Source organism: Thalassospira sp. CH_XMU1448-2 (assembly GCF_037027285.1).
Taxonomy (GTDB): domain Bacteria; phylum Pseudomonadota; class Alphaproteobacteria; order Rhodospirillales; family Thalassospiraceae; genus Thalassospira; species Thalassospira profundimaris_C.
Genome location: NZ_JAYMEA010000003.1, coordinates 511,647 through 526,663, shown reverse-complemented (window position 1 = coordinate 526,663; position 15,017 = coordinate 511,647). Strand labels below are relative to the sequence as shown.

Annotated in this window: 13 protein-coding genes and 1 riboswitch; of the genes, 7 read left to right on the top strand and 6 right to left on the bottom strand. The window is 55.2% G+C overall.

Features of this window, described 5'->3' with window-relative positions; translation table 11 throughout:
* Positions 1-123 precede the first annotated feature (123 nt).
* A complete protein-coding gene (locus tag WA318_RS14945; RefSeq protein ID WP_336082347.1) occupies positions 124-1,041 on the top strand; it encodes an AraC family transcriptional regulator in 918 nt (305 codons plus the stop codon).
* A 45-nt stretch (positions 1,042-1,086) separates the two neighbouring features.
* Here WA318_RS14945 and WA318_RS14940 read toward each other — a convergent pair whose 3' ends face one another.
* A complete protein-coding gene (locus WA318_RS14940) occupies positions 1,087-2,688 on the bottom strand; it encodes a glucan biosynthesis protein (protein ID WP_336082345.1) in 1,602 nt (533 codons plus the stop codon).
* Between the two features lie 171 nt (positions 2,689-2,859).
* Positions 2,860-3,063: riboswitch (cobalamin riboswitch) on the top strand.
* A gap of 227 nt (positions 3,064-3,290) precedes the next feature.
* On the opposite strand from WA318_RS14940, the gene WA318_RS14935 reads away from it, so the two are divergent.
* The 3 genes from WA318_RS14935 to WA318_RS14925 are packed head-to-tail and all read left to right on the top strand — an operon-like array spanning position 3,291 to position 6,218.
* Positions 3,291-4,316, top strand: a complete 1,026-nt coding sequence (locus tag WA318_RS14935) for an ABC transporter substrate-binding protein (protein WP_336082343.1) — start codon at positions 3,291-3,293, stop codon at positions 4,314-4,316.
* A gap of 40 nt (positions 4,317-4,356) precedes the next feature.
* A complete protein-coding gene (locus tag WA318_RS14930; RefSeq protein WP_336082341.1) occupies positions 4,357-5,421 on the top strand; it encodes a FecCD family ABC transporter permease in 1,065 nt (354 codons plus the stop codon).
* The gene (locus WA318_RS14925) at positions 5,418-6,218 is read left to right on the top strand and encodes an ABC transporter ATP-binding protein (protein WP_114098917.1); all 801 of its coding nucleotides are present in this window, start codon (positions 5,418-5,420) and stop codon (positions 6,216-6,218) included. The genes WA318_RS14930 and WA318_RS14925 overlap by 4 nt, the downstream gene beginning before the upstream one ends.
* A 32-nt stretch (positions 6,219-6,250) precedes the next feature.
* On the opposite strand, the gene purD is transcribed toward WA318_RS14925, so the two are convergent.
* Positions 6,251-7,534 carry a phosphoribosylamine--glycine ligase gene (purD, locus tag WA318_RS14920; RefSeq protein WP_336082338.1) on the bottom strand — a complete coding sequence of 428 codons (1,284 nt, stop codon included), beginning with the start codon at positions 7,532-7,534 and terminating at the stop codon, positions 6,251-6,253.
* Between the two features lie 119 nt (positions 7,535-7,653).
* Between purD and xseA the strand changes: the two genes are divergently transcribed.
* From xseA to WA318_RS14905, 3 genes are read left to right on the top strand one after another with little or no spacing between them, the layout of a single operon-like run.
* Positions 7,654-9,336, top strand: a complete 1,683-nt coding sequence (gene xseA / locus WA318_RS14915) for an exodeoxyribonuclease VII large subunit (RefSeq protein WP_336082336.1) — start codon at positions 7,654-7,656, stop codon at positions 9,334-9,336.
* A complete protein-coding gene (locus tag WA318_RS14910; protein WP_114098920.1) occupies positions 9,336-10,190 on the top strand; it encodes a M23 family metallopeptidase in 855 nt (284 codons plus the stop codon). The genes xseA and WA318_RS14910 overlap by 1 nt, the downstream gene beginning before the upstream one ends.
* A gap of 15 nt (positions 10,191-10,205) precedes the next feature.
* Complete coding sequence (locus WA318_RS14905; RefSeq protein ID WP_336082332.1) at positions 10,206-11,753, top strand: gamma-glutamyltransferase; 1,548 nt, start codon at positions 10,206-10,208, stop codon at positions 11,751-11,753.
* A gap of 4 nt (positions 11,754-11,757) precedes the next feature.
* Here WA318_RS14905 and WA318_RS14900 read toward each other — a convergent pair whose 3' ends face one another.
* The 4 genes from WA318_RS14900 to WA318_RS14885 all read right to left on the bottom strand — a co-directional run bounded on the left by WA318_RS14900 (position 11,758) and on the right by WA318_RS14885 (position 14,994).
* On the bottom strand, positions 11,758-12,348 hold the full coding sequence (locus WA318_RS14900; RefSeq protein WP_336082330.1) for a TetR/AcrR family transcriptional regulator: 591 nt from the start codon (positions 12,346-12,348) through the stop codon (positions 11,758-11,760).
* An 85-nt stretch (positions 12,349-12,433) separates the two neighbouring features.
* On the bottom strand, positions 12,434-13,498 hold the full coding sequence (locus tag WA318_RS14895; RefSeq protein WP_114098923.1) for an aldo/keto reductase: 1,065 nt from the start codon (positions 13,496-13,498) through the stop codon (positions 12,434-12,436).
* Between the two features lie 301 nt (positions 13,499-13,799).
* Positions 13,800-14,285, bottom strand: coding sequence for a MarR family winged helix-turn-helix transcriptional regulator (locus WA318_RS14890; protein WP_114098924.1), 486 nt, complete (start codon positions 14,283-14,285; stop codon positions 13,800-13,802).
* 115 nt (positions 14,286-14,400) lie between these two features.
* Complete coding sequence (locus WA318_RS14885; RefSeq protein ID WP_336082325.1) at positions 14,401-14,994, bottom strand: hypothetical protein; 594 nt, start codon at positions 14,992-14,994, stop codon at positions 14,401-14,403.
* Positions 14,995-15,017 lie beyond the last annotated feature (23 nt).

The following is a 15,017-nucleotide window of genomic DNA, read 5'->3' as shown; positions in this document are numbered from 1 at the left end:
GACCGATTGATGAATACACAGAACTCGAATTGGATTGCCTAATCCTCCAAATGCAGAAAAGTGAGCTTTGTTCGGGTTATCCGACGTGTATATTACATCCTTGGAAATTGAAGGAACCTGGTCATGGATAGCTATCAACGGCTTTGTAATCTGATTGACAAATACTGCGAGTCAGATGGTTCTGTGCGAACCGCGATCGAGCCGGTCTGGATGTTTCGATCCACGGGGCCGACCCTTAAGGTGCCGACCATCTACAGGCCGTGTTTATGTCTGATTGCCTCGGGGGCCAAGGAAGTCACGTTGGGGCAGGAAGTCTATCGCTATGAACCCGGACAACTTCTGGCAGCATCGGTGGATTTACCGCTTGTCGGGCATGTCACGCTGGCCAGTGACCATCAACCCTATCGCAGTCTTTCGCTTGATCTTGATGCCCAGATACTCAGCGAACTTGTCACCAACATGGATCTTAAAATCGGGACAGAGGGTGAAAGTGCGCGTGGACTGTTTGTGGAACAAACGACCGAAAGTCTGATTGATGCCGTCCTTCGGGTGGTCGAGCTGCTCGAACGTCCAGATGATGTTGCGGTGATGTTGCCGCTTCTGATGCGCGAGGTGCATTACCGCCTGTTGCGCACCGGAAAGGGGGCCCTGATCGCCGGGCTTGCGATTGGTGGCAGCAACATGCAGCGGATATCTGCCGTCCTTCGACGGATGAAGGATAATTTCGACAAGCCGCTCAGGATCGAAGAGCTGGCCGATTACGCCAATATGAGCCCGTCATCCTTCCACCATCATTTCAAACAGGTCACCGCGATGAGCCCGCTGCAATATCAAAAGCGGCTCCGCCTGACGACAGCACGTCAGATCATGCTGGCAGAAATGAAGGATGCGGCAAGTGCCGCCTATGAGGTCGGCTATGAAAGCGCATCACAATTCAGTCGCGAATATGCCCGGATGTTCGGGGCTCCTCCGATGCGTGATGTCATGGCGATCCTTGGCCAAAACGGGGATGCCCGAACCGGTGAAACTGTCACCTATTGATCGGGCATCCATCCGGGTTGCGAGAACACGGGATGATTGACCTCATCAGCCCTGATGCTGGTTGCCGACGGCGGGCAGGTGCTGATACATCCAGGTTTCACTGAGCGGTCCATCACCGCGTTTGAGATACATGCGCAGATCAACCGGATCGGTGCCAGCGGCCTTAAGGTCAAAGGCTGCGCGCCAGATGCGGGTATCCATGATCGGTTCGATCTTGGTGCGGGTGATTTCACCGCGTGATGTCGACACCACGATTTCGGGGAACTCGCCATAGGCAAGGGTTCCAAGAATATCGCCCTCGAACTCGACGGAAAACTTGATTTCGTCTCTTGGGCGATTGGTGCCCGGTTCACCACCACGACCCATGCGGGTCGCTGTCGCACGCGCCAGTTCCGCAACCGGGAACGGGTTATGTGCCTGCCAGTGCAGGCGGTATTTGAACGCATAGGAATTACCTGCCCTGGCCGGGCCATTGGGCACCCAGAACGCCGCGATGTTGTCGTGAATCTCGTCATCCGTCGGGATTTCGATCAGCTGCACGGCACCATCATTCCAGTCACCTTTGGGTTCGACCCACAGGCTGGGGCGACGGTGATAGCGTACGCCATCGAGATAGTTCTTCACATCGCGGTCACGCTGCATCAGGCCAAAGCCGCGCGGATTATGATCGGCAAAGGCCGATGCGCGGATCGTTTCGGGATTGTTGAGCTGTCGCCAGATACGTTCACCGCTTCCTGTCCAAAGTTCAAGACCATCGCTGTCATGGACTTCCGGGCGCCAGTCAAAGCGGAATGATTTGTTCTGTTCGGAATACCAGAACATGCTGGTCAGCGGTGCGATGCCAAGGCGTTCGATATCGCGGCGAACAAACAGATGCTTTTCCACATCCATGGTCACGCCCTGACCACGATAGAGCAGGAATTTATACGCACCCGTGATACTTGGCCCATCCAGAAGGGCATAGATCGTCACCGGGTCTTCGGCATTTTTTGCAGGTTCGATAAAGAACTGCCGGAAGTCCGGAAACTCTTCGGGCACCGAAGTTGCCGTATTCACGGCAATCCCGCGCGCAGACAGGCCATATTGTCCTTCATCACCGATTGCCCGGAAATAGGATGCGCCAAGGAATGCTGCCCAGTCCTGGGTCTTCCAGTCATCACGCGACTGGTTTTCATGCAGGCGGAAACCGGCAAAGCCGCTGTTTGGCGGTAACTGGCGGGCAATGCTGTCTTCGGGCATGTCAAAGTAATCGGGCTTATAGATAACTTCGCGTGCTGCACCGTTTTCCAAAAGATACATATGGACCGGTTTGGCGAAATACATGCCCAGATGGAAAAAGGTCACCGGATAGGTGCCCGACCCGTCGGAAAACGGCGAATGATCGCGTTTGTAGTGAAGCTTGCCATGGGTGTCATAGTCAATCCGCCCGACAATTTCCGGGTTCGGAGCCACGGGGGGCTCATATGCGGCCTGCGCCATGGATTTGGTGCGCGCAATCAGATCGGCAAACTCGAACGGTTGGGGATTGCCAAGATCAAGCCCCGGAACTTCTGCCAATGCCGTTTGATAGATCGACAGCCCCGGCAGGATCAGCCCGGCTGCCGCGATGGATTTCAAAAAGCGTCTGCGTTCCACAGAAGTCGTCATTTGCATCATGTTCCAATGGTTTCACGTGTCGGGCAAGGATACCGGACAGTGTGGAGGTAATCGGGATGAAACATGGCAAATTCAAGGTCGTGTCGACTGCTTTTTATGCATGGACCCTTGCATAAATGCCACTGGTGATTGGCCAATTTCCTTGACCGGCATTTTGGTTTAATCTAACCGTCAGATGTCGGTATCCGGATATCGGATAAAGGGAATTCGACGTGACCTGTCAAACAGGTCATTAACCGAAGCTGCCCCCGCAACTGTAGGCGGTGAGTGTTTTTCTGACCAATGCCACTGGGAACCAACCCGGGAAGGCCAGGAAAAGCATGATGACCCGCGAGCCAGGAGACCTGCCGACATGAATGCGACGGACCGGGCGGGGTGCCCCGGAGAATGTCGGCTTATGTCCCGGTCTTCGGGAGCTCGCCAAGGTTTGACCTGAGCTCTGACCCCGACATCTTCCGCCATTTCCCGACACTTTTGCCAGTCCCTTGACAGTAGAAACGTGATCGTTATGTTATAACATAACATTTGTGGTGTGCTGTGTTTGGAGCAGGGAAACCTGATCCTGGCCAGTGCATCGGTGAAAGGAAGTCGAAGTGATCAATCACTATAAACGTGCGCTGGCGGTCGGGGTGTTTGCCGCTGGTTCTATGGCATCTGCCGCAAGTGTATCTGCAACCGAATATCCGCTTCAGATCCGCAATTGCGGGACCGTACTTCAGTTTGATTCTGCACCGGACCGCGTCGTGTCCCTTGGGCAAAGCACAACAGAAATCCTTTATTCACTCGGACTTGCCGACAAGGTCAAAGGGACCGGTGTCTGGTTTGGCCCGGTTATGGATGAATTCAAGGATGTGAACGCAACCGTTCCGCGTCTGGCTGATAATGATCCGGGATTTGAAACCGTGGTTGCGCAAAAGCCGCAACTGGTTGCCACCCAGTATCAATGGCATGTCGGTCCCAAGGGGATTGTCGGAACCACCGAGCAGTTCAACGAACTTTCCATTCCGGTTTATACCGCACCGGCCGATTGCGTCGGCAAGGACAATACGGGTGGCGGCGACGGTGTCCGCCATGACGATTTTACCATGAACCTGATTTATCAGGAGATCACCGATCTTGCGCAGATCTTTGATGTCGAGGATCGCGGCGAAGCCCTGATTGCCAAACTACAGGCCCGCGAAGCCCGGTCGCTGGAACAGGTGAAGGCAAGCGGACATGATAATGTATCTGCCGTTTTCTGGTTTTCGAGTGCCGAGATCAAAAGCGATCCCTATGTGGCTGGTAAAAATGGCGCAGCGGGTTATATCGCAGGCAAACTTGGGGTCACCAACATCATCGATAGTCCGGAAGAATGGCCGACCGTTGGATGGGAAACCATTGCACGTGCCAATCCCGATATCATCGTGATCGGCAAGATGGGGCGTCGCCGTTTCCCGGCAGATGACTGGCAGGTCAAAATGGACTTCCTGAAAACCGACCCTGTCACAAGCCAGATGAAGGCGGTGAAAAACGGCAATATCGTTGTGATGGATGCCCAGTCGATGGATCCGACAATCCGCCTGATCGAGGGGATTGAAACACTGGCCGAGGCCGTCGAACGACTAAGTGCTTCGAACTGATCGCATAAGGCAAAGGCGTTCGATATGCCCGGAGAATTCAATGTTTGAAAAAACGCCAGTTCATCCGCCTGCACAAAGACGGGCGGGACGGGCATATCTTGTGCGAACCGGTGCGGTTTTTTTCGCACTGGTCTTGCTGATCGGTGTGATTGCGATTGCCGCAGCCAAGGGGGAAACGGAAATCCCCCTTGGCACGGTTCTTCACACCATTGCCAATCACATCTGGAATGCCGGTTTCGACGTTGATCCGATTGATGGGGGGATCATCTGGAATTACCGCATATCAAGGGCGCTTGTGGCCGCCGCTTGTGGTGCATCGCTGGCGTTGTCAGGTGCGGTTTTGCAGGCGCTGTTGCGCAACAGTCTGGCCGATCCCTATTTGCTGGGTATTTCGGCAGGTGCATCGACCGGTGCGGTCAGTGTTGCGATCCTTGGTTTTGGTGCGGGGATGGTATCCCTGTCCCTTGGGGCCTTTGTCGGTGCACTGGTGGCATTCGGATTTGTTGCGCTTTTGGCTATTCCGGCGGGACGGAGTGCCGGGGCAATTATTCTGGCCGGTGTTGCCGGATCACAACTTTTTAACGCGCTGACATCATTCATCGTCACCAAGGCCGCGACCGCAGACGAGGCACGCGGCATAATGTTCTGGTTGCTTGGCAACCTCAGCGGGGTGCGCTGGCCCGATGTTTATCTTGCGCTTCCGGTCGCGGTGATCGGATTGCTGGTGTGTCTTTGGTATGCGCGTGCGCTTGATGCTTTTACCTTTGGTGTCGAGTCAGCCGCATCGCTTGGTGTGCCGGTTCGCCGGGTTTACGTGGTCCTGATTGCCGTTGCGGCATCCATGACCGCCGTGATGGTCAGTATCGTCGGTTCCATCGGGTTTGTTGGCTTGGTCATCCCGCATGCTGCGCGCTTTTTTGTCGGAACGCGCCACGGGCTGTTGTTGCCGGTATCCGCCCTGATCGGGGCGATGTTCCTGGTGGCGGCTGATATCGTGTCGCGCATCATTCTTGATGGTCAGGTATTGCCAATCGGGGTGATAACAGCCCTGATCGGGGCACCGGCCTTTGCGCTTATCCTTTGTCATGGAAGGGTTCTGCGATGACCCTTGAATTGCGCAATGTCGGCTGGAATGCCGGGTTCAAGAAAATCATCAGTGATGTGTCACTCAGCGTGGAGCGGGGTGAGTTTCTGGGGCTGATCGGGCCGAACGGGTCGGGTAAAACCAGCCTGATGACGGTTCTTGCCGGTATTCGTGCACCCTCAACAGGGCAGGCGTTGCTTGTTGGTCAGGCCATGAAAAAGATCGGGCGTCGCAATCTGGCGCAACAGATCGGTTTTGTTGAACAGCAGGCCGATACGATTGACCGTATTACGGTACGCGAGGCGGTTTCGCTTGGCAGAACGCCATATCTGAGTTTGCTTTCACCATGGTCTGAACGTGATGATGAAATCGTTGCGGATGCGCTTGGCAGTGTCGAAATGTCCCAGATGGCAGATCGTATGTGGCAGACCCTGTCGGGCGGGGAAAAGCAGCGTGTGCATATCGCGCGTACCCTGGCCCAGCAGCCTGACTTTTTGTTGCTTGATGAACCAACCAACCATCTCGACATCCATCACCAGTTGGGATTGCTTGAACTGGTGCGCGCGCTTCCGGTGACGGTGGTGGCCGCCCTGCATGATCTGAACCATGCCGCGATGTTCTGTGACCGCATTGCAATGATGGATCGTGGTAAACTGATTGCGGTCGGAACACCGGAACAGATTTTAACGGCGCAAAATCTGCGCGATGTTTTCGGGGTTGCCGCCGATATCGAAATTGATGATCAGGGCCGCTGTCATATCCGCTATCACGTCGGAACATCGGGCCATGCGGGCATAAAAAAAGACCGGGTTGCGTAACCCGGTCTTTTGGAAATCCGATCTGGAACGGCTTATGCCTGTTCGCGGGCAACTGCGCGCCAGCCGATATCACGGCGGCAGAAACCACCGTCCCAGTCAATTGCATCAACGGCCTCATAGGCGCGTTGCTGGGTTTCGGTAACGGTCGTGCCGCGTGCGGTTACGCCAAGAACGCGGCCACCGGTCGCAACCAGCTTGTCGCCATCCATTTTGGTGCCAGCGTGCAGAACCTTGACCTTGTCCATGGCATCCGCGGCCGCGACATTTTTGATCTCGGTGCCTTTTTCATAAGATCCCGGATAGCCCTTTGCTGCCATGACAACCACCATCGCGGTTTCGTCATGCCATTCCGGTTTGACTTTATCGAGGGTGCCGGTCGCCGCACCATCAAGGATATCAAGAACGTCTGATTTCAGACGGGTCATCAGGACCTGACATTCCGGATCACCGAAACGAATGTTGTATTCGATCAGCTTTGGGTTGCCTTCATCGTCAATCATCAGACCGGCAAACAGTACGCCCTTGAACGGATGGCCTTCATTGGCCATGCCCTTGACGGTCGGGACGATGATCTGTTCCATGACTTTGGCTTCGACCGCATCGGTGAAAACCGGGGCCGGGGAATAGGCGCCCATGCCACCTGTATTCGGACCCGTATCGCCTTCGCCAACCGCCTTGTGGTCCTGGGCTGCGACCAGCGGGATAACGTTTTCGCCGTCACAAACCGCAAAAAATGAGGCTTCCTCACCTTTGAGGAATTCCTCAATCACGATTTCCGCGCCAGCATCGCCAAACTTGCCGCCAATCATGCATTCATCAATCGCGGCAAAGGCTTCGTCATTTGTCATACAAATGGTGACACCCTTGCCCGCTGCCAGACCGTCGGTTTTTACCACGATCGGCGCGCCATGCTTTTCGACAAATGCCTTGGCATCTGCCGGATTGGTGAAACGGCCATAGGCCGCGGTCGGGACACCGAATTTTGCGACCATGTCCTTCATGAAGCCCTTGGAGCCTTCAAGCTGGGCTGCGGCCCTGGAGCAACCAAACGACTTGATACCCGCCGCGTCGAGCGCATCAACAAGGCCAGCCACCAGCGGGGCCTCGGGGCCGACAACCACCAGATCGACGGCATTGTCCTTGGCGAAGGTTACCAGACCGTCGATATCGCCATCGGAAATCGCGACACATTCGGCGGAATCCGCGATCCCGGCATTGCCCGGTGCACACCACAGTTTGGAAATGCGCGGGCTGCGCGCAATGGCCCAGCACAATGCGTGTTCACGTCCGCCGCCGCCAACGACCAGAACCTTCATGACTTTATCCTTCGACTTGTCCGATTGCTTGATGGTCCATGCGCGATGAACTAGGCTAGACCCAAACGCCATCCCGCAAAATGATTCAATGTGCGGGCTTTTAGCATAAAGTACCCTTGATGACGCAAGATTTGTTCGACCCCTATGCCCCGGTACCGGAAACCCCTGTGAAATCGGGAAATACGCCCGAATTTTCGGTTTCGGATTTGTCCAATGCGCTCAAACGCACGGTCGAGGATGCCTTTTCCTTTGTCCGGGTGCGCGGGGAAATTTCCGGCTTTAAACAGGCCAGCAGCGGCCACATGTATTTGGCACTCAAGGATGACAAGGCGGTTCTTGATGGCGTGTGCTGGCGCGGGCAGGCGACCAAACTTGGTCTGGTGCCCGAAGACGGCATGGAAGTCATCGTTACAGGACGCCTGACGACATTCCCGGGCCGTTCGAAATATCAGATCGTTATTGAAAGCATGGAAGTGGCGGGCGAAGGCGCGCTGCTTAAACTGCTTGAAGAACGCAAAAAGAAACTTGCCGCCGAAGGTCTGTTTGACCCGGATCGTAAAAAGCCGATCCCGTTTCTACCCAATGTCATTGGTATTGTGACCTCTCCCACCGGGGCGGTGATCCGCGATATCATGCATCGTCTGCGCGAACGTTTTCCGCGCCGGGTTCTTTTGTGGCCGGTGCTGGTTCAGGGGCAGGGTGCTGCCGAACAGGTGGCCGAGGCCGTGCGGGGCTTTAATGATCTTTTACCCTATGGGCAAATCCCCCGTCCGGACGTCTTGATCGTCGCGCGTGGCGGCGGATCGCTTGAAGATTTGTGGTGCTTTAACGAGGAAGTCGTTGCCCGTGCGGTGGCGGACTCCGATATTCCGGTGATTTCGGCGGTCGGGCACGAAACTGATACGACGCTGATTGACTTCGTATCAGACCTGCGCGCACCAACGCCAACCGGGGCGGCCGAAAAGGCCGTGCCGGTCCGTATGGACCTGATCGGTCAGGTCGAGGAAGATGGTCTGCGACTGGCACAGGCGGTCCGTCGTTTGGGTCTTGAAAAGAAAACTGCACTTGAAAGTCTGGCGCGTGGTTTGGGTGATCCCAAAAGGATGCTCGAAGAACGTGCGCAGATTCTCGATAACTGGGCGGATCGTTTGCCACGCGCAGCCGTAAACCTGACAGCGCAGGCACGTGCGCGTCTGAACGAGGCCAGTGCGCGTCTTGTCAGTCCGCGAGAACAGCTTTCGGAAAAACGCGGGCGTCTTGAAAATGCGGCATTGCGTCTGGATGGTGCAATGAAATCCGCCCTTCAGATGCAGCAATCCCGACTTGACCGGGCATCTGCCGGGTTGCGTCCGACCGATGCCAAACGCGATATCCTGCGCGCGGACAAACAAATTGCTGATCTTGCTGGCCGAATGCAGGCGGCAGTGCGCAACACGCTTACGCGTGAGGCCGAAGGACTGGCGCGTTACGACCGGCTTCTGGAAAGCTATTCCTATCGCAATGTTCTTAAACGCGGCTTTGCGGTCGTGCGGGATGGTGCGGGCAACCTTGTTGGCAAGTCGGGCGATCTGGTGACCGGCCAGCCCTATGATCTTGAGATGGGCGACGGCATCACCCGTGTTACGGCGGGCGAGGGCGTTGGAACCCCGGATCCCGCGCCAGTGCAGCGCCAGGATGATAGTGCTAACATCGCTGATCCGAACCTTGCCACATCGGCGCCCGAAACATCCGCCAAACCGAAACCGTCAAAGAAGAAAAATCCGCGACCACAGGAAGATGACAGACAGGGGAGCCTTTTGTAATGCGCTTGGCATTTAAAACCATTATCGCAGCCGCCAGTCTGTTGGGCGCCAGCATCACGGCACAGGCGGCCGAGCCGACCTATAAAGGCCAGTTTGTTCAGGGCGGGATTGTCTTTGGCCAGACAGCGGCGGGCGATGCCATTTTTCTGGATGATGAAGCGATTGATACCATTGCACCCGATGGTCGTTTCATCATCGGCTTCCCGCGCGACTATGAAGGCCCGGCCAAGCTGACAATCCGGCATTCGGACGGCAGCACCGAAGAATTCGCCTATGACATTGGTGATCGCGCGTTTGACATTCAGCGGATTGATGGCCTGCCCAAAAAGATGGTCACCCCCGATCCCGAGGTCATGAACCGGATCAAGGATGATAACCGTCAGGCCCGCGAAGCACGTGTCGAACGCTTTACCGAGAACTTCCTAGAAAACGGGTTCATCTGGCCAGCGATTGGTCCGATCAGCGGTGTCTATGGATCGCAACGCATTTTAAATGGCGAACCGCGATCCCCGCATTGGGGAGTAGATATTGCCGTTCCGACCGGAACGCCGGTTGTGGCACCGGCTGACGGGATCGTGACGCTGGCCCATCCCGATATGTATTTTTCCGGGGCGACGCTGTTTCTTGATCACGGACTGGGTATGGTGTCGGCCTTTTTGCATCTGGCTGAAATCGATGTCAAAGTTGGCGATGTGGTCAGGCAGGGGGATGTGATTGCCAAGGTGGGGGCATCGGGCCGGGCGACCGGGCCGCATCTGGATTGGCGGATCAATGTCGGGGCCGCACGGGTCGATGCCCAATTGCTGGTCCCGCCGATGGAAGAAGCGCAAAAGGCGGCAAACGCCAACAACTGACGGGAAACGCAAACCATGAAAAAGCACGGGGCCGTCGCCGCAGGACATGATGTCACAGCACTTGCGGCTGCCCGTGTGCTTGAAGAAGGTGGTAATGCGTTTGACGCGGTGGTGGCTGCGATGTGGGCGGCCTGTGTTGCCGAACCCGTATTGGCATCCCTTGGCGGTGGTGGCTTTGTCATGGCGCGTCCTGCGGGCAAACCGCCGCGCCTTTATGATTTCTTTGTCGAAACGCCACTTGAAAAACGATCCCGCGAAGATCTGGAATTCGAGAGCCGCCTTGCGACCTTTGCCGGTGGCGTAACCCAGGAATTTCATGGCGGATACGGTTCAGCTGCGACACCGGGTGTTGTGGCGGGCCTGTTTAAAATCCATGCCGATCTGGCCCGTTTGCCAATGGCGCAACTGGCTGAACCGGCCATGATCGCCGCACGGGATGGCGTGGTTCTCGATGACTTTCAGCGCTATGTGATGGGGATCGTTGAACCCTTGTTGGCGTTTGCCCCCGATAGCCGGACAATCTTTGGTAAACCGGGCCACACCGACGAGGCCGGGTTTGAACTGCTTGAGAGTGGCGCGCTTCACGTCCAAACCGACCTGGCAGATAGCATCGATTATCTGGTGCGAACCGGGGCAGACGGGTTTTATCGCGGTGATCTGGGGCATGCGCTGGTAACGGAATGCAAGGAGTTCGGTGGGTATCTCGGTGCCGGGGATATGGCAGCCTATCGTGTTCTGGTGCGTGATCCGCTGCTTGTCAGCGGGCGAAAGGGACGCTTCATTCTGAACCCGCCACCGGCATCGGGCGGTGTTCTGGTCGGATTTGGGCTTAAGCTGGCGCGCGAGATGTCCTTGGGGAGTTTCGGATCGGCCCGTCATCTTGAAGCCATGTCACGGATTATTCATGCCACGGGGCTGGTTCGCGGGGATTATGGCGCAACCTCGGCCATTCTTGCCGACGAGCTTTGCGAACGGTATCGCCTGATGATCGGCGAACGCCCGTTGAGCCAGCAGGGAACAACCCATATTTCGGTCGTTGATGAAGACGGGAACCTTGCGGCTGCGACGATATCGAACGGATCGACATCGGGCCGGATCGTTCCGAAAACCGGGATCATGATGAATAACATGCTGGGCGAGGCTGATCTTTCACCCGACGGGTTCCATCTATGGCCGTGCGGCGTTCGGATGACATCCATGATGACGCCTGCGCTTTACCTTGGCGATGACGGGAATTCGGTGGCATTGGGGTCGGGCGGATCTAATCGTATCAGATCGACGATGCTTCAGGTCCTGTTGAATATCGATGCCTTTGACATGACCCTGCATGGGGCGGTTTCCGCACCGCGCATGCATGTTGAGGATGATCTTCTATCCGTTGAACCGGGATTTGATGACGCCTTGCTTGATCAACTGAGTCTTGAAAATCAAAGCCGTTGGGACAGCGAAGATATGTTCTTTGGCGGGGTGCATGCCGCCAAGGTCAGTGCGGATGGCATGACTTTTTCTGCCGTCGGCGATGCAAGACGCAACGGGCATCACATCAGCATTTCGAAAGACTGACTTATCAGAATAACCCGACCCGTTCCTTGACGGCCCGACGGCTGGAAGCAAGGATGCTTTCGGCTTGTTCATCATCAAAGGTTGCCCGTGCCATGGCAAGGGCCCCGGCCATTTCACTTGTCAGGGATTTTGCCAAAGATGCGGTATCGACGGATTTCGGTTCGATCTGTTCGAGATGTTCCGTGATGACCTGATGCATCATGGAAAGGCCGCGTCCAAAGGCCTGTTTTCCGGCGGCGTCCATACGGGCTACATCACCTGAAAGTGCTGCCATCGGGCATCCTGTTTCGGGGTGATCACGGTGGTCACGCCCCAGATAAAGATCGATGTAAAGACGCAAACCCTGAGATGGTGTACCGTTTGCCAATGTTCTGGTCAGATGAATAAGGGTTGTTTCAAACATCTCGGTGATGGTTTGTGCGACAAGGTCTTCCTTGGATTTGAAGTGGGCATAAAAGCCGCCATGGGTCAGACCGGCCTCTGACATCAGCTTGGCAACGCCAACGCCATCCGGCCCTTTGAGACGGATGGTCTGCGACGCACTGGCAAGAATGCGTTTGCGGGTTTCTTCCTTGTGGCTGGCATCATAACGCATGGCAAAATCCGGTTCATTGGTGGAGCAACCCTTCCCGAATGCGTAAATCGGGAAGGGTTGCTTAAAGCATGAAGAAACAGCGCTGTCACGCGGTGGTGACAAAGCTTGCCCGACGAATGATTTTGTCGCCACCGCGCGCCTGCGCACCAAGGGACTGGATTTGATCATGGGGTGTGCCGCGCTCAAAGGCGCTTACCGACGTCAGTCTGTCAATTTGATCCTGTGTCAGATGAACATCAAGCGCACCAAGTGTCGCGTCAAGTTGGGACAGGGTACGGGGCCCGAGGATCGGAACCATGCCGGTCGACAGATTGCGGGATTGATCAAGCAGCCATGCAATGGCGACATTTGCAGGTGTTGTATCGGCCTCTGTCGCGATGCTGATGACGGTATCAAGAATTGCAGTTTTGCGACCTGATTGTTCAGAGTGAACAAGAATACCCCCCAGCCCCTGCAGGCGGCCCTGTTCGTTGTTGCGGTATTTTCCGGTCAACATGCCACCTGCCAATGGTGACCAGGTGGTGATGCCAAGTCCAAGGGCATCGGCCATCGGGATCAGGTCGCGCTCAGCACTGCGTTCGACCAGATTATATTCGGTTTGAATAGCAACAAGCGGCGACCAGCCGCGAAGTTCGCCAATCATGTCCGCGCGTGCGATGCGCCATGCCGGAAAATTTGAAAGGCCCGCATAATGGATTTTCCCGGCCTGTACGAGGTCTTCAAAGCCCCGCATGATTTCTTCCATCGGGGTGGTTTCGTCGGTGAAGTGTGCCCAATAGAGGTCGATATGGTCTGTTTTTAGCCGTTTGAGGCTGGCTTCGACCGAGCGGACCATGTTTTTTCGGCTGTTGCCCGACTTGCTGATGCTGCCATCATTTTCGGCACCCATTGTATATTTGCTTGAAAGCACAAAATGGTCGCGGTCATTGGCAATCAGTTGACCAACGAATTCTTCGGACTGGCCAACCTGATAGGTATCAGCGGTATCAATGAAAAATCCGCCTGCCTCTGCATAGCGGTCAAAAATCTTTCTTGCCTCTGCAAAATCGCTTCCATATCCCCAGCCCGTGCCGAAATTGCCGGTACCAAGGGCCAGTTGGGATACACGCAGCCCGGATTTGCGACTTAAAACCTGATTTCCGATGGTCATTTCTGTGATCCTTCTCAAGCGATGCCGACTGGCATGTTGAATTAAATTATGGTCGTAATTTAATATAAAATTATGATCATAATATAAAAAGGCAAGCAGAAACTTTCCACGGATGTGATCGGGGATCAGTTATCGCAGGGGTAATGTTGAAAAAGGTGTTCGGGAATAAGGTATTGGCCTGACAAGGTTCGGCAAATCAAATGCACTTCAGTCAGGCAGGTTCACCGGGAATTTTCCGTGTTTCAGGTTTTTAACCAAAGGACTCGGTGGCCATGTCTTTGTAATATGGTTTCCGAACCTCTTAACGCGGGACGTCGTCGACGGCCCGAACATCAAGCAACGGTGCCGCGTCGATGTTTTCGGCATTCATCATGGAAGCTACACGCTGCATGGATGAGAGAAGCTGGGTCTTTTCCCAGTCGGGCAAGCCTTCGAACTGCTTGATGAATTCTTCATGAAGCATGGTGGGTGCGGTGGCCAGAACGGCACGTCCGGCCTCGGTCAGGAAGGTATTTACCACACGTTTATCCGTTGAACTGCGGCGGCGTTCGGCAAGGTCGCGCTGTTCAAGGCGGTTCAGAATTGTCGTGACAGTCGCCTGACTGAGCGACACATGGTTGGAAATCCGTTTGACCGTGACATTCTGCAATTCGTCAATGGCGCGCAGAACCATCACCTGCGGGATGGTCAGGCCGCACACTTTCATCACGCGCTTTGAATGCAAATCCGTCGCCCGGATAATCTGGCGCAAGGCGACAAGAATATCCTGCCAATAGGTTTCGGTCATGGCGTTCCCTTTTGCTTTTAGGGGCGTGTGAAAGTCAGTGTTATCGGGTAACGGGCTTTGTGTTTTTGTTCAAGACCATTTGTCTTGCGACAAAGTGCGCCTGCAAATTCCAAACCTATCTGAAACGCTGGATCACGGCGAAGATCAGCGAGAAAATCGCAATCAGGATGATGGCAACGGTTGCAATCAAAAGGGCCTGTTTTGTGCGCAATTCATTGGCTTGTTTAAGCTCGATATAGGCGATCACATTGTGTCGAAGCTGATCCATTTCCGGTGCAACATCAAGTCCGCTTAGATAAAGTCTGGCCCCGGCACGTGCCAAAAGATCATTGGTCTTGTTCATTTGCTGGGTGAAAAGAGCGTACCGTTCCTCGGTATCGGCAAGGTCACCTGTCAGATCGTCTTCGTTATCGCCAGCGCGCGCAATCGTGATTGTGGTTTTGATCAGGCTGTTTGCATCGGCCTCGACACATTCGGAAAGGGTGGCACGCGGCTGGTCATCCGAGCATTCCACTGCGCGATTGCCATATTCCTCAAGTGCCTTGCGCAAATGTTCCTTAAGCTGTTTGTCGAGTTCGGAGACCTGCAAGCGGATGTCGCGCGCTGTGCTGCGGATTTCAGAAACGTCCTGATCAAGCGCCATGCTTGGCCAAACGGCAAACATCGATCCGGCAATCAATAAACAAACAATGACCAGGAAACGGCTCAAAAAGGGGGACTCCAGCGTTCGAT